The following is a 20,788-nucleotide window of genomic DNA, read 5'->3' on the forward strand; positions in this document are numbered from 1 at the left end:
TTGCAGTCAAGTGCTAAAGTCGCCGTCGTCAATTCAGACAAATGTATATCTCAGGAGAAATCCCATGCAAGAGCAAATTATGGATCTGTCGGGCGAGTTGGATGCCGAGTTCGAAGCGTATGCAAGTTCTGGTCAGGCAGATGTCGGAGGGGAAACAATGTGCACTAATGTGTCTTGTGGAACCCTGCAGTGTACTGTTCTAGGCTGCTGCTAACCGATCTCCATGCAGGGCGGGCACGTCCCGCTCTGCTTGTCTTGGGTGTTTGGCGATGTTGACCGATAATTTGAATATTAAAGAGTTGAAAGCAAAAAATACCGTTCCATCCCCTGAAACACTGCGCAAGACAATAGAGCTGCTGCACACGGATGACAAGGCTGTACTGCGATACTTTGGAGTTGATCGACAAGCGCTTATAAAGAATTTGGCATATTATTCATCGGATGCGTATCGGGGAAGTTGCTGTTTTATTCCGCTGCTTGATGAAAGAGTTGACGATCTTGTCTCGTTGCCTTTCGAAGCGCATGACAGTGATAGCGAAGGGTTTGGTTTTTTTCATGCCTGTTGGTATGTTTATCTGAAACATGTTTTCAAAAGTGACCAAAAATATACGCAAGCTTGTGAATGGATTAATGTCGAAGCCTTCTTGCTCAGCGCTCGCGCAAGTATCATTTCCAATATCAGATACTTGGCCGAAAAATCGCTTGTTCACCAATTGAACAGCCGGATCGCCGAGAGCCCCGAACTGGATCTACAGGCATTCAACCGAGAGTTCTCAGAAGGCGCCTTAGTGCCGTTCCTGGCTGCCTACCCGGTTTTGACCGATCTGTTGTTTCAGCGAATCGACGACACTGTAGCTTATCTTTACAAGGTCATCGATCACTTCAGCCAGGATATCGAACGACTCGTAGCGGCCTTCCCGCTTTCCGACCGACGCATCGACTCCATCGTCCTGGGGCTGGGCGACTTCCACTCCAATGGTGAAACAGTCTGCTTCGTTCAGGTCGGCGACCGATCACTGGTGTACAAACCCCGCAGCAACCGGGAAGCGTTGTTTTACGGGGCATTGCTTGAGCAATTGCGTGCGAGCAGCGGTAATGCGTGCTTTGACGTTTATGCCCCGGTCATGGTGTCGCAGGACGATCATTGCTGGATTGAAAAAATCGAAAACCGGGAATGCGAAAACGTAGGCGATCTGGATATTTTTTTTCAGCGTCTGGGCGCCCAGGTTGCAGTGATCCACGCCTTGAACGGCATCGACTTTCACTACGAAAACATCATTGCCTGCGGCAGCAGTCCGGTCATGATCGATCTGGAGTGTTTGTTCACCCCGTCCATGATTGATTTGAGAACGCCATTGGCGCACAGCCGCGCCCTGTTCAAAACGATCAAGCTCAATGGGCAATCCGTTTTTTCAAGTGGCTTCGTGCCTTACACCCCGGATTCAGACAATGATTACAGCGGTCTTAGCCGCCAGCAGCACTTCACGGGGAAGAGAAAACAGCTGGTTCGCGAGCAACGCTTTTATCGATTGAAATCCGTTGAATTCGACAGTCGGCCGGTCATCCGGCACTTGCCGGTTTTCGCTGGCACGACGCATTCGGTCGCTGATCACCAGGCCGCATTTTTTCTGGGTTTCGAGCGCGCCTACGATGAATTGATGAACACTCGGGAAGCCGTGCTTGAACTGCTCGCGCAACATGCCGCCTCACTGAAGACTCGCGTCCTGATGAAAAATACGCAGCGCTATGCGGATTTCATCGCGATGATGCTTCATCCGCGTTTTACTCAGTGTCGCGTTCAACAGGAGTTGTTGCTGGCGACCCTGTGGTCAGACTTGCCTGAGACACTCAACGATTATGAGATACCTCGGCATGAAATCAGGGATCTGAAAAAAACCGACATCCCTTGTTTCACCTTGCCATTGTTATCCAGCCACTTGATCAATGCCCATGGCGAGACTGTTGCTTCCCTGGCGATCGAGAACTCGTTCGACAGTTGCCGCCGCAAGCTGGAGAGTTTCTCGTCAAGCGATAAAGCCTTTCAGAGGCATGTATTGCAGATGTGCCTGTTTCCCGTGGCAAGCGAAGCCTTGCCTATGAACCGCGAACATCAACTTAACGTCGTGCCAGACCTGAGCTCGGCGCAGTATGTGCGTTGTGCGATGAAGATTGCTGAGGCCATCGCAAAGGTGCGTATTTACGGTGAGCAAGGCGATGCAGGCTGGAGGTTCATGGATACGCACCCTCGTACAAGCCGCCATTTCATTTCACCCATGGGCTGCGGTGTATACAACGGCATGGGCGGCCTGGCGATTTTCTACTTGAGCCTGTACCGGATCACCGGTGAATTGCCTTATCTGGAGGATGCCGAACGCATTCTGTGCTCCATGGCCCTGTCCCACGGGCACTTCGCCAGTGAACTGACGGTCAGTGCCTATTTCGGCCTGACCTCCTATTTATACGTGTTGGTCAATTATCGACTCATGACTGGTCGTCTGACGTACGAGACAAAGGTCGATGAATTGCTGGGCAAACTGGCAGATATCCCGAGCACAGCCGATGAGTTCGATTTCATTCATGGCTGGTGCGGGGCGGTGACTGTACTGGTGAACCTTTATCAGCTTGAACAGCGTGAGACATTGCTCCCCCTGATCGAACGTTTCTCGCAATCGATCCAATCGGCAGTGACGCTGGATAACGGAGTGTTGTTGTTAAAAAACACGGGCAAGCCGCTGTGGACAGGTTTTTCCCATGGTATTTCCGGTGTTCTGTACGCATTGGGCAAGGTGTGGGACGTGACCCGCGATCCGCTGTTGGCTCAGTTGATCGCACAGTACGTACGGGCTGAAAATCGCCTCACTGTCGAGGGGTACTGGCTTGATTTACGTGAAAACGCGAGGTCTTCGTCCACCATCAAGTGGTGTCATGGCGACGCGGGTATTCTGATTGCCCGACGTTGGTTGATACGTACGATGGGCGGCACGCTGGATGGCGACACCCGGGATTTGCTCGAACAAGACGCCGAGCGTTGTGAGCGCCACCTTTGGGAACAGGGGCTGGGTTCGGGCTACAGTTTGTGTCACGGCGATTTCGGCAATCTCATGTGCTTGCTGAGCGAGTACCGTGACACGGGCAACGCACCGGGCATTGCCAGGGTCATGGGGGCGCTCTCTCAGGTGCTCCATAACTTCCTCGATGAAGACTTCTTGGGGGAGGGCAGTGTCCCGGACCTGGGGCTGATGCTGGGGATTACGGGTGTCGGTCAGGCCCTGCTGAATGCGGTAGAAGGCGGTTTGCCTGATGTGTTATCCATGAAGTTCGCGCAGCCGACAGTCGAGCCTTGAGCGCAAAGGCGTCAGGATCAGCTTGATAAAGAGCGGCGCTGACCAGGTTGATTTGTCGACGAAAAAAAACCGGCCAGTTTCCTGGCCGGTTTTTCAACTGCGGTTCAGCAACGCTGATTAAGCGCCGTACACCGGCAGCTTCTTGCAGATGGCCTTGACCTTCTCACGAACGGCGTCGATCACCGCTTCGTTGGAAAGATCTGCCAGGATGTCGCAGATCCAGCCGGCCAGTTCCTTGCACTCTGCTTCCTTGAAGCCGCGAGTGGTCACTGCCGGAGTGCCGAAGCGCAGGCCGGAGGTGACGAACGGGGAGCGTGGGTCGTTTGGCACGGAGTTCTTGTTCACGGTGATGAACGCTTTGCCCAGCGCGGCGTCGGCGTCTTTACCGGAGATTTCCTGCTTGATCAGCGACAGCAGGAACAGGTGGTTTTCGGTACCGCCGGAAACCACGTCGAAACCGCGCTCGATGAACACGCCGGCCATGGCCTTGGCGTTCTTCACCACTTGTTGCTGGTAAGCCTTGAACTCAGGCTGCAGCGCTTCCTTGAAGCAGATTGCCTTGGCAGCGATCACATGCTCCAGCGGGCCGCCCTGGGCGCCCGGGAATACGGCGGAGTTCAGCTTCTTCTCGATATCGGCATTGGCGCGAGCCAGGATCAGGCCGCCACGTGGACCACGCAGGGTCTTGTGGGTGGTGGTGGTCACGACGTCAGCGAATGGAACCGGGTTCGGGTAGACGCCCGCGGCAACCAGACCGGCCACGTGGGCCATGTCGACGAACAGGTAGGCACCCACTTTGTCGGCGATTGCACGGAAGCGCGGGAAGTCGAGGATCTGCGAGTAGGCAGAGAAACCGGCCACGATCATTTTCGGCTTGTGCTCGACTGCCAGGCGCTCGACTTCGTCGTAGTCGATCAGGCCGTTGGCATCGATGCCGTACTGGATGGCGTTGTACAGCTTGCCCGAAGACGAAACGCTGGCACCGTGGGTCAAGTGACCGCCGTGGGCCAGGCTCATGCCCAGGATGGTGTCACCGGCCGACAGCAGCGCCAGGTAGACAGCGGCGTTGGCTTGCGAACCGGCGTGCGGTTGAACGTTGGCGTAATCGGCGCCGAACAGTTCTTTGGCGCGGTCGATGGCCAGTTGCTCGACGACGTCGACGTACTCGCAACCACCGTAGTAGCGCTTGCCTGGGTAGCCTTCGGCGTACTTGTTGGTCAGCACCGAGCCTTGAGCTTCCATCACCGCAGGGCTGGTGTAGTTTTCCGAAGCGATCAGCTCAATGTGCTCTTCCTGGCGCTGAGCTTCTTGCTCCATGGCGGCAAAGAGATCGGCGTCGTACTTGGCAATAGTCAAATCACGGCTGAACATGGCGGTCCTCAAGGATCGGGGGCGGAAAAGGGGGGCATTCTAACCCAATGGGTTTTAGATGGCATATGAAACGGCATCATGTCGCAGACAAGTGGGCTTCATGACCGGATATGCGGCACCTGTGCCGGCCCCATCGCTGGCAAGCCAGCTCCCACAGGGTCTTGTGTTGTTGATCGTTCCCACGCTCTGCGTGGGAACGATCAATTCACGACCGACACGGACATTGTGGGAGCTGGCTTGCCAGCGATGAGGCCCGGCTGTTTCACCACAACGTCTCAGTCGAACATGAACAGCGCATCATTGCTGAACTGCACTTCAAACTGCCCGGCCGGCATCGGGCGGCCGAACAGGTAGCCTTGAACCTCGTCGCAACCGTGCTCCCTGAGGAAATCCAGCTGCTCATGGGTTTCCACGCCCTCGGCGATCACCGCCAGGTTGAGGCTGTGGGCCATGGCGATGATCGCGCGGGCAATCTGCGCGTCCTGTTCGCCGGATGGCAGGCCGTCGACGAAGGTGCGGTCGATTTTCAGCACGTCGATCGGGAACTGCTTGAGGTAGTTGAGCGATGAATAACCGGTGCCGAAGTCATCGACAGCAATGCTCAGGCCAAGATTTTTCAGGCCGTCGAGAATCTGCATCGCCTCACTGACTTCTCGCATCAGGATACTTTCGGTCAGCTCCAGTTCCAGGCACGCCGGCGGCAAGCCGGTTTCCTTGAGAATGGTGGCGATCCGCATGCCGAGTTGGCCGTCGGAGAATTGCCGCGCGGAAATGTTCACCGACACCTTCGGCACGCGCAATCTGGCCTGATGCCAGGTCTTGAGTTGACGGCAGGCTTCACTGATCACCCAGTCACCCACATCCACCACCAGGCCGAGCTCTTCCAGCACCGGAATGAAGTCCCCTGGCGGCACCAGGCCACGGCGCGGATGGCGCCAGCGCAGTAGGGCCTCGGCGCCGGTCAAACGTTTGCCGTCGCCGCTGAATTGCGGCTGGTAATACAGCACGAATTCATTCTGCTCCAGAGCGTGGCGCAGGTCGCTTTCCAGCTCCAGACGCTCCAGAGCGCTGGCGTTCATGTCCGCCTGATAGAACTGGAAGTTGTTCTTGCCGCGTTCCTTGGCGTGGTACATCGCCGTGTCGGCGTTCTTCATCAGCTGGCTGAGTTCGTTGCCGTCCTGCGGGCTCAGGGCGATGCCAATACTGGCGGTGACGAAGAATTCGCGGCCTTCGAGCACGAAGGGTTTTACCAGGCTGGCGAGAATCTGTTCCGCTACGTGAATGGCCCGGTTCAAGGCAATTTCACGATTGGCGCGCGGTTGCAGGAGCAGGGTGAACTCATCACCGCCCATGCGCGCCACGGTGTCGTCATCGTCGACGCAACCGAGCAGGCGCGTCGCCATTTCCTTGAGCATGCGGTCGCCGGCGGCGTGGCCCAGGGAATCGTTGATCGGTTTGAAACGGTCCAGGTCGAGGAACATCAGCACCACCCAGGACTTCTGACGTTCGGCCGCTTGCAGCGCCGTGTGCAAGCGGTCCTGGAACAGCGTGCGGTTAGGCAGGTGCGTCAGTGCATCGTAATAAGCGAGGCGATGAATCCGCTGCTCGCTGGCCTTGCGCTCGCTGATGTCGCTGAAGAAGCACACGTAACTGGCGAGGTCGCCTTCGTCGTCCAGCACAGCGGTGATGCCAACCCACGCCGGATAATGCTCACCGTTGCGGCGCCGCAACCAGACTTCGCCTTCCCAGGTGCTGTGCTGATTGAGTTGCATGAGCACATAACGCAGGTGAGCTTCCTGCTGCTCGTCGACGGTCAGCATGTTCGGCAACTGGTCGAGTACTTGTTCCACGGCATAGCCACTGACACGGCTGAAGGCTTCGTTGGCCTGGACGATGTAGCCGGCCGGGTCAGTGATCAGGATCGCCGAGGTCGAATGCTCGAAAACCGTAGCGGCCATGCGCAGGTCCTTTTCGGCGCGACGTTGCTGACTGATATCACGTCCGACACCGAGCACGCCTTCGAAGGCGCCGTGCTCGTCCCAGACCAGCACCAGGCGCAACTCGATCGGGATCTTGCGACCGTCTGCGCGCAGGCAGTCAAACAGGAACAGTTGGGTCTGCACCTGGTTGCGCAACAGTGCCAACTGGTCGGGCTGGTCCAGGGCTTTGCCGACCCGTTCCATCAGGCTGTAGATACCGGTCAGTTGGTGAGGGTTGGCAATGGTCGATTGCCAGCCATTCTGGAAAATCCACTCGGCGTCGTAGCCGAGTACGGCTTGCACCGACGGGCTGACATAATTGAGGGCCATGCGGCTGTCGGTGGAGAAAATCACATCGCTGATGCTTTCCGCGAGCATCCGGTAACGCTGCTCGCTGTCGCGCAGGGACTCGCTGGCTTCGATCTGTTCGGTGACGTCCTTGGCCACGCCGATGATGCGCGTCACCTGGTCATGCTTGTCCCGCGCCAGGGCCTGTTCACGAATGTCGAAGCGCCGCCATTCACCGTCGCGGTGACGAAAGCGCAATTGGCATTGCAACAGTTGGCTGTAACCACCCAGGCGCTGGCTCTGGCGTGAACGGTGGTAGAAGTCGGCATCGTCGGGATGCAGGAGGATCTCCCAGAAATACTCGCCCATCTGCTGCAGTTCAGCGCGGTTGTAGCCCAGCGTCTGGCCCAGATGGTGATTGCTGAAGATCATCCGCTGGCTGATCACGTCCTGCACGTACAAGTGATCGGGCACGGTACGCACCACATCCGACCAGAACCCTTCGCGCTCTTGCAAAGACAGCTCGATGAGCTTGCGGCTGGTGATGTCGGTGATGCTCAGGATTACCGCTTTATAGTCGGCCAGGTCTTGCGGCAGGCGCAGCACCAGCCACAGGTGCTGATCGCGGCCTGTGGCGTCCTGCAGTTTGATCTCCAGTTCCAGCTGCTCCTGCCGGTTGAGGAGCGCTTCGAGCACCTTATTACCGATGGCACTGCCGTCCAGCGGGTTGCCGTCTATCAGCAAGTCCCAGGCCTGTTGGGTGGTGTTGACATTGAGCAGTTGCAGGGCCACCTGGTTGACCTCGGTAATCCGCAGTTCTTGCAGCAATTGCCGACGTTGTTCCGGATCGGCAAGCCAGGTATGCAGTTGCTCGTTACTGTGCAATCGGGCTTTGTCGAATACGTTCTTGAGGCTGGCCACATCGAGCACGCACAGCGCAACACCGGTGCCCTCGAAAATCTCCTGATAGCGGCGCCGGCCTTCATGTAATTGGCGCTGGCGGCGGCGCATGTTCAGTAGAACGATGAACGGCAGCATCGAGAAGGCCAGCCCCAGCAGGCATTTGCCGATAAAGGCGGGCAGCAGTTCTTCGAGCACGCGGTGGCGATCGAACAGGCCGCGCAGTTGCCAGTCGCTGCTGCTCAGGGGAACCGTCAGCACACTGTTGGTCAGATCGTCCTGGGTCAGCGTGCCTGGATTGACCAGCGGCAGTGATTCATCACGACTGATGATTTGGTGATTGAAGCGGTTTTCCACCAGCCACAATGGCCGGTCACCCGCTTCATTGAGCTTGGTCAAGGTCGTGAAAAACGTTGGTTTCAGGCGCAGGGCCCAATAGCCGCGGGTACTGCCGCTGGCTTGATGCAGCAACAGGTGCACCACCGAGCCATCGATGGCATTGCTGAAGTAATGAGGCTGGGCACGACTGCGCCGGACCAGCTCGGCCAGATAGTCGGCATCTTCGCTGTTGCTGGCGCTGTCATTCAGGATCCTGCCCGAGGGGCTCAGCAAGGCAAGGCTGATCAGATCGGGCAGGGACTTTTGCAGCTTGCGCAGCAACTCCTGCTGTTCGTCGGCTGTTTGCGGCTGTTCGACAATCGGCAGCAGATTGAGGGCGATCCGCGCGTTGAGCGCCATGTTCAGACTGACTTGCGCTGCCAGGTCAGCGGTGTAGTCGATGGTGTACTGGCGCTGGGTTTTTTGGGTCTCGCGCAACTGATCCAGGAGCTGCCAGAACATCAGGGCGAGCAGCATCAGCACCAGTGTCGCGAGCGCGCCTTTGAGGGTGCCGCGCAGGGGCGAGCCGGGCGCCGCAGTGGGGGCACTGGTGATCAGGGACGAAGGGACGTTGGACAAACTTTAATCCTGCGGTTTGGCTGGACTGGCGCGACGTGCACTATAAGCCGGACGCCCGAAGGGCGGCTAGCATGCCTTGAGTTGTGGCAAAGTGCCAGCCCCGCTCGGCTGGACGGCCACCTGTCATTCAGGTAGCTTTGCCGGTTACGCGGGAGCGTTCCAGCTCCTAGAATCAGACTTCTTTCAGCGCGCACGCATTGCCCTCGTCAAGCGTAGAACGCGCACGGTCTGGCCCGGGCATCGCCTGCGCTCCAATCATTCATAGTCACTGACCCAAGGTTCTCCATGGCTCAATACGTATTCACCATGCATCGGCTGGGTAAAGTTGTTCCGCCGAAGCGGGAAATCCTGAAAAACATCTCTTTGTCGTTCTTCCCGGGCGCCAAGATCGGCGTACTCGGGTTAAACGGCTCGGGTAAATCCACGCTGCTGAAAATCATGGCCGGCGTCGACACTGAATTCGACGGCGAAGCGCGTCCGATGCCGGACCTGAATATCGGTTATCTGCCGCAAGAGCCACAACTTGATCCGACCAAGACCGTGCGTGAAGTGGTCGAGGAAGCGGTCAGCGTGATCAAGGACGCCCAGGCGCGCCTGGACGAGGTCTATGCGGCCTACGCCGATCCGGATGCCGACTTCGACAAACTGGCCGCTGAACAGGCCAAGCTCGAAGCGATCCTGCAGGCCAGCGACGGCCACAACCTTGAGCGTCAGCTGGAAGTCGCCGCCGATGCGCTGCGTCTGCCGGCCTGGGATGCCAAGGTCGAACACCTCTCCGGTGGTGAAAAGCGCCGTGTGGCCCTGTGCCGTCTGCTGCTGTCCGCGCCGGACATGCTGCTGCTCGACGAACCGACCAACCACTTGGATGCCGATTCCGTCGCCTGGCTGGAGCACTTCCTGCACGACTTCCCGGGCACCGTGGTCGCGATCACGCACGACCGTTACTTCCTCGACAACGTCGCGGGCTGGATCCTGGAACTCGACCGCGGCGCGGGCATTCCTTATGAGGGCAACTATTCGGGTTGGCTGGAAGCCAAGTCCGATCGTCTGGCCCAGGAATCCAAGCAGCAGTCGGCTCACGAAAAAGCCATGAAGGAAGAACTGGAATGGGTGCGCAAAGGCGCCAAGGCCCGCCAGTCGAAATCCAAGGCTCGTCTGCAACGCTTCGAAGAAATGCAATCGCAGGAATTCCAGAAGCGCAGCGAAACCAACGAGATCTACATCCCGGCCGGTCCACGCCTGGGCGACAAGGTCATCGAGTTCAAGAACGTTACCAAGGGTTATGGCGATCGCGTGCTGATCGACAACCTGTCGTTCTCCATGCCTAAAGGCGCCATCGTTGGCGTGATCGGCGGTAACGGTGCTGGTAAATCCACCCTGTTCCGCATGCTGATGGGCAAGGAAACTCCGGATTCGGGCAGCATCGAAGTCGGTGAAACCGTGCAACTGGCTTGTGTCGACCAGAGCCGCGAAGACCTGGACGGCAGCAAGACCGTGTTCCAGCAGATCTCCGACGGTTCCGACCAGATCCGCATCGGCAACTACGAGATCCCGTCGCGTACCTATGTCGGTCGCTTCAACTTCAAGGGCGGCGACCAGCAGAAGTTCGTCAAGGACCTGTCCGGTGGTGAGCGTGGTCGCTTGCACCTGGCGCTGACCCTGAAGGAGGGCGGCAACGTCCTGCTGCTCGACGAACCGTCCAACGACCTCGACGTTGAAACCCTGCGTTCCCTGGAAGAAGCCCTGCTGGACTTCCCGGGCGCCGCCATTGTGATCTCTCACGATCGCTGGTTTCTGGACCGCGTCGCGACGCACATCCTGGCGTACGAAGACGATTCCCAAGCGGTGTTCTTCGAAGGTAACTACACCGAATACGAAGCCGATCGTAAAAAGCGTCTCGGCGAAGCAGCTGCCCAGCCGCATCGTGTACGGCACAAGAAACTGGCCTGATTGGGTTGGTTGCATAAAGAGCGGAGCCTTCGGGCTTCGTTTTTTTTTGCCCGGTTTTTTTCAGGAATACTGCGGTGAATTCATCGCTGGCAAGCCAGCTCCCACAGGATTTTTGTCATGCCCGGAAATGTAGTCACCGCTGACACTGTGGGAGCTGGCTTGCCAGCGATGGCGATATAACTGTTGGTGCATAATTTGAGTCTGATCTCACCATTCAAGTGCAAAATAGGGCTAAAAACCGGTCTGATTTATATCCTGTGCACCATTTAATTTCATAGAAGCGACATTTTGCTCTGTTCCTGTGCGCGATCCGTTTGTTAAAGTCCGGCGCAATCTCTCCCAACGACAATAAATTTGCCGAGACTCTTCATGATCGAATCCGTCGAATCTTTCCTGGCGCGCCTGAAAAAACGCGACCCGGATCAACCCGAATTTCACCAGGCTGTCGAAGAAGTCCTGCGCAGCCTGTGGCCGTTTCTCGAAGCCAATCCGCACTACCTGACCTCGGGCATTCTGGAACGCATCTGTGAACCGGAGCGGGCAGTCGTGTTTCGGGTTTCCTGGGTCGATGATCATGGCAAGGTGCAGGTCAACCGTGGCTTCCGCATCCAGATGAACAGTGCCATCGGTCCGTACAAGGGCGGTTTGCGCTTCCATCCTTCGGTTAACCTCGGCGTGCTGAAATTCCTCGCCTTCGAGCAGACCTTCAAGAACTCGCTGACGTCGCTGCCCATGGGCGGTGGCAAGGGCGGTTCGGACTTCGACCCCAAAGGCAAAAGCGATGCCGAAGTCATGCGCTTCTGCCAGGCTTTCATGAGCGAGCTGTACCGGCACATCGGCGCCGACGTTGACGTGCCGGCCGGAGACATCGGCGTCGGTGCCCGCGAGATCGGTTTCCTGTTCGGTCAGTACAAGCGCTTGAGCAACCAGTTCACCAGCGTGCTGACCGGTAAAGGTCCAAGCTACGGCGGCAGCCTGATCCGCCCGGAAGCGACGGGTTTCGGTTGCGTTTACTTTGCCGAGGAAATGCTCAAGCGTCGCGAGCAAACCGTCGAGGGCAAGCGTGTGGCGATTTCCGGTTCCGGCAACGTCGCCCAATACGCTGCGCGCAAGGTCATGGACCTGGGGGGCAAGGTGATCTCGCTGTCGGATTCCGAAGGCACGCTGTACTGCGAAAGCGGTTTGACCGAAGAGCAATGGAGCGCGGTGCTGGAGCTGAAAAACGTCCAGCGCGGGCGCATCAGCGAATTGGCCGGCCGTTTTGGTCTTGAGTTCCTTGCCGGGCAACACCCGTGGGGGCTGAGGTGCGATATCGCGCTGCCTTGCGCCACGCAAAACGAACTGGATGCCGAGGCGGCTCGCGCTCTGCTGCGCAATGGCTGCATCTGCGTGGCCGAGGGCGCGAACATGCCGACCACGCTGGAAGCAGTGGACCTGTTCATCGAGGCGGGGATCCTGTTCGCCCCGGGCAAGGCGTCCAATGCCGGTGGCGTTGCCGTCAGCGGTCTGGAGATGTCGCAGAACGCCATGCGTCTGCTGTGGACCGGCGGTGAGGTGGACAGCAAGCTGCACGCGATCATGCAGTCGATCCACCACGCCTGTGTGCATTACGGCGAAGAGAACGGTCAGGTCAATTACGTCAAGGGCGCGAACATCGCCGGCTTCGTCAAAGTCGCCGATGCGATGCTTGCTCAGGGTGTGGTTTAAGCCGGTTCGATGCGGATCACTTCGATCACTTGATCACCGGCCGGGCGTTGCCACAGCACCTCGTCACCGAGTTGTGCGCCGAGCAACGCCCGACCCAGTGGCGAGCCCCAATTGATCAGGCCATGGGCGGCATCGGCCTGATCTTCGCCCACCAATTGTACCCGGTGTTCGCTGTCATGCTCATCGGCGTAGGTCACCCAGCTGCCGATCTGCACTTTTTCGGTTGAAGTGGCGACAGCTGCAACCTGTGCGCTGCTCAATCGCTGCTTGAAGTAGCGCAGGTCCCGTTCGAGGTCGACCAGGCGTTGTTTGTCGGTCTGGTCGATCCTGGCCGATTGTTCGGCATGCAGCGCTTGCAGCTCGGCGACTTTTTCCTGCAACAACTTCAACCCTTGCGGCGTGACGTAGTTGGGTTGCGCACTGACCTGCCGTTCAACTGGCTGATCGGCTTGCGCGGCGGCGTTATCTTCATTGACGAAGGCGCGACTCATGGTTTTCTCCCGTTATAGGGTTTGGGCCATGGTTGCTGGCATTTGGTTTCTTTGAATGTCTGAAAGCGACTCAAATCAGTAGTGATACCACTTCACCTCAAGCATCACTTCGTTCTCCGGCGAAGCCAGGTGGCTGAATTCGCGCTGGGCGCTCAGGCGCAGGCCCAGGTTGCGCGATAGCTCCCATTGCTGGTTCAAACTGATGGAGCGGCGCACTTCGCCATTGGTGAAGAAATCGCCCCTGGTCTCAAGGCTCAAGTTACCCAGCGGGTTTTTCCAGAGCAGGCCGGTGTTGAAACCTGTTGCCGGAGAAATGAATTCGGCGAAGTCATTGTTGTGCTCCACCCGCACAGTGCCCAAGGCAAAGCCGAGCATGTCGTCGGCCAGTTGCCAGGTGCCGCCGCCACCGCCATTGACGTGGCTGACCAGGGTTTCATCGTCATGCTTGCCCGGCACCCGTTCCAGGCCGCCGGTCACCTGCCACGACAGCGGTTGCAGCAGCTCGTTGCGCGGGGTCAGGGAACGAATGGTCGCCAGGTCCAGTTGCTGCACCTGCCAATCATTGCCTTCGTATTGGCGCAGCTTCAGTTGCAGGATTTCGATCTGCGCGCCAAGGGGGAAGCTTTCCGAGTTGTCGTTGAGGTCGTGATAGGCCATGCGCAAACCGTATTCGCCAAAGGCGCGGTCGCCACGGGTACCTAGACCGGCCTGCCACGTGCGGGATTCATGACCATCCTCTGGCAGGCCGGGTTGCGGGATGTCCAGTTCCGGTGCCGGGTTCTGGTTGATCGCCCGCAGCAGTTCGAAGCTGCGCTGTGCCCGCTGCGGATCGCGTTCCTGGCCGTTGGCGCGATACCGTTCAAGACGATAGGCCGCGTCGATGATCAGTGCCTGGCGCGCGCGAGGCTGGGCCTTGAAGGCCGGGGTTTGCAGTTGCTTCTGGTCGGCGCTTACGGTCAGCACCCATTGTTGTTCTTCATCGGACAACGGCTCGGCGCGGCTCAACAACTCCCGTTCGCGGGATGGACGATACTCAATCGACTCGACCAGCCCTGCGTCTTTCACCGCTTTGACGGTGTCGGTGGGAATGGCGGTCAGAGGGAATTGTTCGGTCAGGCGCAGGCTCGGGCGGGCCACTTGCAACAGTTCCAGCAGGCGATAGGAGCAGTTTTCGTCGAAGAAGAAGTAGTCGAACTTGATCTGCTTCAACTCCCAGACATGCTCGACCATGCGCGCGGTTTCCTGCTGGGTCAGGTTGAGCCGGTATTCCCACAGGTCGCGGTTTTCCAGGCTGCGGTATTCCGAGAGTTTTTCCTGATACGGCACCAGGGCAAACAACCCCGGGTAACCGCCCATCAAGCCTTTCCAGGCATAGAGAATGCTGTTGTCCGAACCTTCGATGTACGCACCGAAGTTGATTGCGTAGCTGAGCAGCGAAGTCTTGTCGCTTTGCACATCCGCCTGATCGATACGCAGCAGGGTGTGGCCGAACATCGAGGAAGGGCTGTTCAAATACGCCGCGGGGAAGATCATTACCGCGCTGTGGGGCGAGACATCCTTGAACCATTGCTTGAATTCGGCGCAGTCCAGGACTGGCAGATCTGTCAGGTTGAGCTGTGCTTTGAGCCAACGGGTGCGCGCCGGATAAACGCATTGAGCGTGCTGCTCGCCCGCGCTGGCGGGCGCGTACAGCGCTTGCACGGTGGCCGCCAGTTCACGGTCCGGGTGTGCGTTGCCATCGGCGGCAAGGAAGAACTTCGGATCGCTGACATAGCTGCGCCAGCCGCCGAGCTTGGCGGTTTCGTAATGGCCCAGTGAAATCCAGAAAGGATCGTTGGCCAGTTGCTGCAAACGTTGATTGTCGATAACGGGCGCGGCGGACAGCGGGGCGCAGACACAGAGCGCCAGCCAGGCAAGGCGTTTGAGCATAGTCGGCAACTTAAACAGGAAAAAACAAAGACCCGAAGAAGGGCAGGTCGAAAAAATAAAAGCCCGCTCTCCGAAGAGAAACGGGCTGATCGAGCTTAAGCCTGAGTAGCGTACTTGGCCAGACGAGGATCGCTCTTCAGAACGGCCAGGGTGTTGGTATGCACATCTTCTGCAGTCACGTCAGCCTTGCTGAAGATCTGCTGGAAGTGCTGGTGAGTGACGGCGGCGAAGTGCGCACGGTCTTCCGGCGCCACGCCCAGTACCACGGCGTAAGTAGTCAGCGCTTCGCCCTGACCCTTGGCCATGTCTTCGGACAGCTCGTTCATCATGCCATTCATGGCAAACCAGGATTTGCCGCCATAGGTCAGCGACGCGTTGGTGGAGCAACCGTTGGTACCGGAAGTCATACCGAAGGTTGCATTGCCGGAAGTGCCGTTGGTGGTGGATGCCAGGAAGTGAGCCGGGGTGCCACGCTGACCTTCGAACAGCATGTTGCCCCAACCGCAATCCGGGCCGCCTGGCGCCTGAGCCATGGCGTTGATGGATACAGCGGTGAAGAGAGTACCGAGAAGAATCCGTTTCATAGCTTTGTTCTCTTTATGTGCATACCAATGGACAAGGGGTCTGACGGCGTTCCGACGTCAGTTGGGCCGGTTATAAGTCCAGCCGCGCAGTTTGGAGTTTAGGCACGATCGCGCAGTTCCGTGATTTTTTGCAAAACATTCGTTGAAAACAGTGATTTGACGCAAGCTCATCGGGGCGCAGCGACTTGTCTATGCTTTGGCCGCAGGCGCTCCTTGCCAGTCAGGCACAGGCAGCGCCAGAATGCCGCTATCTGCCCCGCCTGATGTAAGGAAGCCCGATGCCTGATCCTGTTGCTGCCAGCTTGCGTCTAGCGCCCGAAGCGCTGACCCGTCCGTTTTCCGCTGAACAGTTCAGCTTCTCTACCACCAATGATCTGGAGCCCTTTCGCGGTGTGCTTGGCCAGGAACGTGCGGTCGAAGCCTTGCAGTTCGGTGTGGCCATGCCACGCCCCGGTTACAACGTGTTCGTCATGGGCGAGCCCGGCACCGGCCGGTTCTCCTTCGTCAAACGCTACCTGAAAGCCGAAGGCAAGCGCCTGCAGACCCCGGCGGACTGGGTCTACGTCAATAATTTCGATGAGCCGCGCGAGCCGCGTGCCCTGGAACTGCCGTCGGGCACCGCCGGTGCCTTCATGGGGGATATCAACGGCTTGATCGATAACCTGCTGGCGACTTTTCCAGCGGTGTTCGAACACCCGTCCTACCAGCAGAAAAAAAGCGCCATCGACCGCGCCTTCAACCAGCGCTATGACAAGGCGCTGGACGTGATCGAGCGCCTGGCCCTGGAAAAGGAAGTCGCGCTGTACCGCGATGCCAGCAACATCGCCTTCACACCGATGAGCGAAGGCAAGGCGTTGGACGAAGCGGAGTTCGCGCAGTTGCCGGAAGCCGAACGCGATCGATTCCACGACGACATCTCGGCTTTGGAGGAGCGCTTGAACGAAGAGCTCGCCAGCCTGCCGCAATGGAAGCGTGAATCGAGCAATCAACTGCGCCACCTCAACGAAGAAACCATCACCCTGGCCCTGCAGCCGCTGCTGTCGCCGTTGTCGGAGAAGTACGCCGAGAACGCCGCCGTGTGCGGGTATTTGCAAGCGATGCAGGTGTATCTGCTCAAGACCGTGGTCGAGCAATTGGTAGACGACAGCAAGACCGACGCCGTCGCCCGCAAATTGCTCGAGGAACAATACGCACCGAGCCTGGTGGTCGGCCATTCGGCCAGTGGCGGCGCGCCCGTGGTGTTTGAACCGCACCCGACCTACGAAAACCTGTTCGGCCGCATTGAATACAGCACCGATCAGGGCGCGCTGTACACCACCTATCGGCAATTACGCCCGGGTGCACTGCATCGCGCCAATGGCGGTTTCCTGATTCTCGAAGCGGAAAAAATGCTCAGCGAGCCTTTCGTGTGGGATGCGCTGAAGCGAGCCCTGCAATCGCGCAAGCTGAAAATGGAATCGCCGCTGGGCGAAATGGGCCGTTTCGCCACTGTCACGCTGAACCCGCAGCACATTCCTTTGCAGGTCAAAGTCGTCATCATTGGTGCCCGTTCGCTGTATTACACGCTGCAGGACCTCGATCCGGACTTCCAGGAAATGTTCCGCGTGCTGGTGGACTTCGACGAAGACATCCCGATGGTCGACGAGAGCCTGGAACAGTTCGCCCAGTTGCTCAAAACCCGCACTTCCGAGGAAGGCATGGCGCCGCTGACCGCCGATGCGGTGGCGCGCCTGGCGACCTACAGTGCGCGTCTGGCCGAGCATCAAGGGCGCTTGTCGGCGCGTATCGGTGATTTGTTCCAATTGGTCAGCGAGGCGGATTTCATTCGCCATCTGGCCGGCGATGAAATGACCGACGCCGGGCACATCGAACGTGCGCTCAAAGCCAAGGCTACCCGCACCGGGCGCGTGTCGGCGCGGATTCTCGATGACATGCTGGCGGGGATCATCCTGATCGATACCGATGGCGCGGCTGTCGGCAAGTGCAACGGCTTGACGGTGCTGGAGGTCGGCGATTCGGCCTTCGGCGTGCCGGCGCGGATTTCCGCCACGGTGTACCCGGGGGGCAGCGGCATCGTCGACATCGAGCGCGAGGTCAACCTCGGCCAGCCCATTCACTCCAAAGGCGTGATGATCCTCACCGGATACCTGGGCAGCCGTTACGCCCAGGAATTCCCGTTGGCCATTTCCGCCAGTATCGCCCTTGAGCAGTCCTACGGTTATGTGGATGGCGACAGCGCTTCACTCGGTGAGGCATGCACACTGATTTCGGCCTTGTCGAAAACTCCGCTCAAGCAGTGCTTTGCGATTACCGGTTCGATCAACCAGTTCGGTGAAGTACAGGCAGTGGGAGGGGTCAACGAGAAGATCGAAGGCTTCTTCCGTCTGTGCGAAGCCCGCGGGTTGACGGGCGAGCAGGGGGCGATCATTCCCCAGGCCAACGTCGCCACGCTGATGCTGGATGAAAAAGTGCTGGCGGCGGTGCGCGCCGGGCAATTCCACGTTTATGCGGTACGCCAGGCCGATGAGGCGTTGAGCCTGCTGGTGGGTGAGCCTGCGGGTGAGCCGGACGAGAATGGCGAATTCCCTGAAGGCAGCGTCAATGCGCGGGTGGTGGAGCGCTTGCGGGTCATCGCGGAGATGATCAACGAGGACGACCTGAAGGAAGCCGAGAAGGAAATGGCGATCGAGGCGTTGGTGGAGGCCAAACCGGCTTGATGCAAGCCTGAACTTCGCACCGATCCACTGTAGGAGCGAGCCTGCTCGCGAAAGCGGACTGACATTCAACATTATGTTGTTTGGCACACCGCCATCGCGAGCAGGCTCGCTTCTGCATTTTTACACGGTGTATTCAACAAAAAAACGCCATCACTCTGGCGTCAATATTCACACTATGACCATTCGGCGCCTTCTGGTGTCGATTGGTCTGCAACTCGTTCTTTTCTTCTATTCTCTGCTCAAGGACAAGGACAGTAATCACTGGATCGAAACAGCCTTTCCCATGAGGGCTGAATACCGGATCGACCGAGGGTCGCCGCCATGTCGCGCAACCTCTGCCTCACTCGTCAATGCCTGGGTCTCGTGACCCGTATCGAATGCGCCATCAAGCCGCTGGCCGGGGATACGGGGATGTGGACCTTGCTCTTCGCCGCCGGAATGGCTGGCGAGCAACCTTCAGCCATCAAAGCCCAAGGCCCGTTCCATGGCCCCTTTGCGGCTGAAACCATCCTCGACACCATTGTTGAAAGCCTGACACTGCACGGCTATGAGCTGGCCGATGATCCGCAAATCTGGTGCCTGCATCTGCAAGCCCAGCTGCGGGAAATCAATGGCGGCCGCTGCCGTAACGTGGGTGGCTTCGAATTTCGTCCCGAACACTGACTTCTGCTATTCGGGCAGTTTGCTCAAGTCGGCCTTGTCGAGTCTGACCTCGAAACCGTAGGGCACGGTGGCGAGGTCAGTTCGTTGATAGGTCTCCAGGCGTGTGGGCTGCCCATAGAAGTAATGTACGGCAAACAGCGCCGGCCCTTCTGCGCTCGCGAGATGATTGACCGCTAGAATTTCCTTGAGGTAATTGCCGCTCTCATCCTTGGTGAAAAAGCGCCAGTCCTGTTCGGGAAATTTCTTGAGATCCACCACTAGCGTGTTGCCTTTGAACTCCAGCCCCTTGGGCAATTGATGGGCATCGAAGGTCTTTTTGTCGATGGTCGCAAGAAACAACGGTATGGAGCCCACCACATAAGCCGGTGTTTCCGGGAACAGGTTCAGATCGTAGGTGATGCTGCCGCGTAATGGGTCGACCTGATAGGCCTGCGGTGGCAATTCAATGGGTTCATCCCGTTTGCCACGGCTGTCCTCGGTGAAGAAACTGACCGGGCTTTCACCGGGGTTGAATGACGACCCCAGCAACTCGTCATTGAAGCTTCTCAAGTGATTGAATTCGATTAGCGCGGCGCTGGGGTCTTCGACCGATTGGCTGATGCTCACGCCTTTTTTCAGTTGTTCCTCAGTCAGCGTTGCCCCCTTGAGCCATGTCGAGGCCTGGTCGTCATATACCACCACCGGCAGGTTCAGCGGTTGGATGGCCTTGTCCGTGGTGCTGCGGTCGAAACGGCGTACCGGCAGGTTCAAGTCCTTGCGGGTTACCGTGGCGCTCGAGAAGTCCAGCAGGCTGACTTCGAGGGTTTCGATGGGACCGTTGAAATACACTTTTGAATAACGGTGGGTTTGTTGTTTCTCGAAGTTGCGTTGCTCATCATCGAGTTGTTTTTCCAGCGCCTCGCTCCAGACCTTTTGTTGCTGCATCTTCGCCAGCTGCTTTTGGTAGAAGGCGATTTTTGTAGCGGTTTCGTTGATTGAGCCAGAGCGTGAGAGAAATTGCCCGGTGGCGTCCCGGGCCTGGACGATCAATGGGTTCAGCGGGGTTTCCCCGATCTCGGGGGCTTGTGGCGCACTGTTGCTGAACTCGACTTCGGCATAGTTGGTGCCCAGCTTGATCAAGGTGACGCTCAGGTTGTCATTGGTGCGGGTCTGGCCCTCGTCCTTTTTCGTCAGGTCGAAGCTATAGAGCCGGCGAGGTGCGATGACCTCCACCGTGCCTTGCAGGCTGACCGGCTGAGGCTGATTCTTGATGTCGACGTCGAGCCCGTCGATGAAGGGGTAGGCCACCGTCAGGTCATCAGGGTTGGTCAGGTTTGAACTCGAAGGACTCAACTGAATGCCGGGATCGGTTTCCGACCATTCCGGCTGAAAGGCTATCACCCGTTTATTGCTCAGGGTCACCGACTGCCATTGCAACCCATGAGGGAAAATGAAGGCCGCCGGAATACTGAAATTGAAGGGGAATACCGGCTGCAGGTCGGTCAGGTAATCTGAACTGGAATCTTTATGCAGTACGAACAGGCCGTTGATGTAGGTATCGACCAGCGCTTGTGGCGTGGGGTAGTGCTTTAGCACGGCGAGGACGTCTTCGCCGTACTCGGTTTCCAATGGTTTGCTGTCGAGCTTGAGTTGCGCCCGTTCAAGCAACAGCAGCGAACCGCCGAGCTCGGCCACGGCATCCTTGAGTTTCGGATCCTCGATCGCATCCAGCGATTTTTCGAACTGCGCAGTCTTTTCCTCGAGGCTCACCTGGCGTTTCTCTTCGCTGGGCGAACAGCCGCTCAGCAGCACGGCCAGGCAGATTCCGGCACTCGTCAGGGGTAGTCGCACATCCATTTCCAGTCTTCCTGTCCGATATCACGGCAATATCAATGATCTGGACACTAGCAGAAAACGTTGCCACACACC

The 20,788-nt window shown here is 58.1% G+C and carries 11 protein-coding genes; 5 read left to right on the plus strand and 6 right to left on the minus strand.

The genetic code is table 11. The annotated features are described in order from the left end of the window. The first annotated feature begins 269 nt into the window (after nucleotides 1-269). The gene (lanM, locus tag D8U73_RS22715) at nucleotides 270-3,344 is read left to right on the plus strand and encodes a type 2 lanthipeptide synthetase LanM (RefSeq protein ID WP_130905855.1); all 3,075 of its coding nucleotides are present in this window, start codon (nucleotides 270-272) and stop codon (nucleotides 3,342-3,344) included. A gap of 117 nt (nucleotides 3,345-3,461) precedes the next feature. Here lanM and glyA read toward each other — a convergent pair whose 3' ends face one another. Continuing rightward, on the minus strand, nucleotides 3,462-4,715 hold the full coding sequence (gene glyA, locus D8U73_RS22720) for a serine hydroxymethyltransferase (RefSeq protein ID WP_056855683.1): 1,254 nt from the start codon (nucleotides 4,713-4,715) through the stop codon (nucleotides 3,462-3,464). A gap of 275 nt (nucleotides 4,716-4,990) precedes the next feature. Further along, entirely contained in the window at nucleotides 4,991-8,839 is a 3,849-nt protein-coding gene (locus D8U73_RS22725) for a bifunctional diguanylate cyclase/phosphodiesterase (RefSeq protein WP_056855682.1), read from the minus strand. 285 nt (nucleotides 8,840-9,124) lie between these two features. Here D8U73_RS22725 and ettA point away from each other — a divergent pair, with 285 nt between their 5' ends. Both ettA and gdhA read left to right on the plus strand, forming a co-directional pair. After that, entirely contained in the window at nucleotides 9,125-10,789 is a 1,665-nt protein-coding gene (ettA, locus tag D8U73_RS22730) for an energy-dependent translational throttle protein EttA (protein WP_020798667.1), read from the plus strand. A 369-nt stretch (nucleotides 10,790-11,158) separates the two neighbouring features. Continuing rightward, entirely contained in the window at nucleotides 11,159-12,496 is a 1,338-nt protein-coding gene (gene gdhA / locus D8U73_RS22735; protein ID WP_056855680.1) for an NADP-specific glutamate dehydrogenase, read from the plus strand. Here the strand turns inward: gdhA and D8U73_RS22740 are convergent. From D8U73_RS22740 to D8U73_RS22750, 3 genes are all read right to left on the minus strand, one after another. Next, nucleotides 12,493-12,987, minus strand: a complete 495-nt coding sequence (locus tag D8U73_RS22740) for a GreA/GreB family elongation factor (protein ID WP_130905856.1) — start codon at nucleotides 12,985-12,987, stop codon at nucleotides 12,493-12,495. The genes gdhA and D8U73_RS22740 overlap by 4 nt on opposite strands. 75 nt (nucleotides 12,988-13,062) lie before the next feature. Then, nucleotides 13,063-14,916 carry a DUF4105 domain-containing protein gene (locus D8U73_RS22745; protein ID WP_130905857.1) on the minus strand — a complete coding sequence of 618 codons (1,854 nt, stop codon included), beginning with the start codon at nucleotides 14,914-14,916 and terminating at the stop codon, nucleotides 13,063-13,065. A 95-nt stretch (nucleotides 14,917-15,011) separates the two neighbouring features. After that, complete coding sequence (locus D8U73_RS22750; protein ID WP_056855677.1) at nucleotides 15,012-15,500, minus strand: DUF3015 domain-containing protein; 489 nt, start codon at nucleotides 15,498-15,500, stop codon at nucleotides 15,012-15,014. Nucleotides 15,501-15,778: 278 nt separating this feature from the next. Here D8U73_RS22750 and D8U73_RS22755 point away from each other — a divergent pair, with 278 nt between their 5' ends. Together D8U73_RS22755 and D8U73_RS22760 are read left to right on the plus strand one after the other, a co-directional pair. After that, entirely contained in the window at nucleotides 15,779-18,217 is a 2,439-nt protein-coding gene (locus D8U73_RS22755) for an ATP-binding protein (RefSeq protein WP_056855676.1), read from the plus strand. Nucleotides 18,218-18,538: 321 nt separating this feature from the next. Next, nucleotides 18,539-18,880 (plus strand): hypothetical protein, encoded by a 342-nt coding sequence (locus D8U73_RS22760; RefSeq protein ID WP_056855675.1) that lies wholly within the window; start codon nucleotides 18,539-18,541, stop codon nucleotides 18,878-18,880. A gap of 6 nt (nucleotides 18,881-18,886) precedes the next feature. Here the strand turns inward: D8U73_RS22760 and D8U73_RS22765 are convergent, their stop codons facing one another. Continuing rightward, on the minus strand, nucleotides 18,887-20,716 hold the full coding sequence (locus D8U73_RS22765; protein WP_130905858.1) for a hypothetical protein: 1,830 nt from the start codon (nucleotides 20,714-20,716) through the stop codon (nucleotides 18,887-18,889). Between the last annotated feature and the right edge of the window lie 72 nt (nucleotides 20,717-20,788).

The sequence above is a fragment of the Pseudomonas sp. Sample_22 genome, assembly GCF_004307635.1.
Classification (GTDB): Bacteria; Pseudomonadota; Gammaproteobacteria; order Pseudomonadales; family Pseudomonadaceae; genus Aquipseudomonas.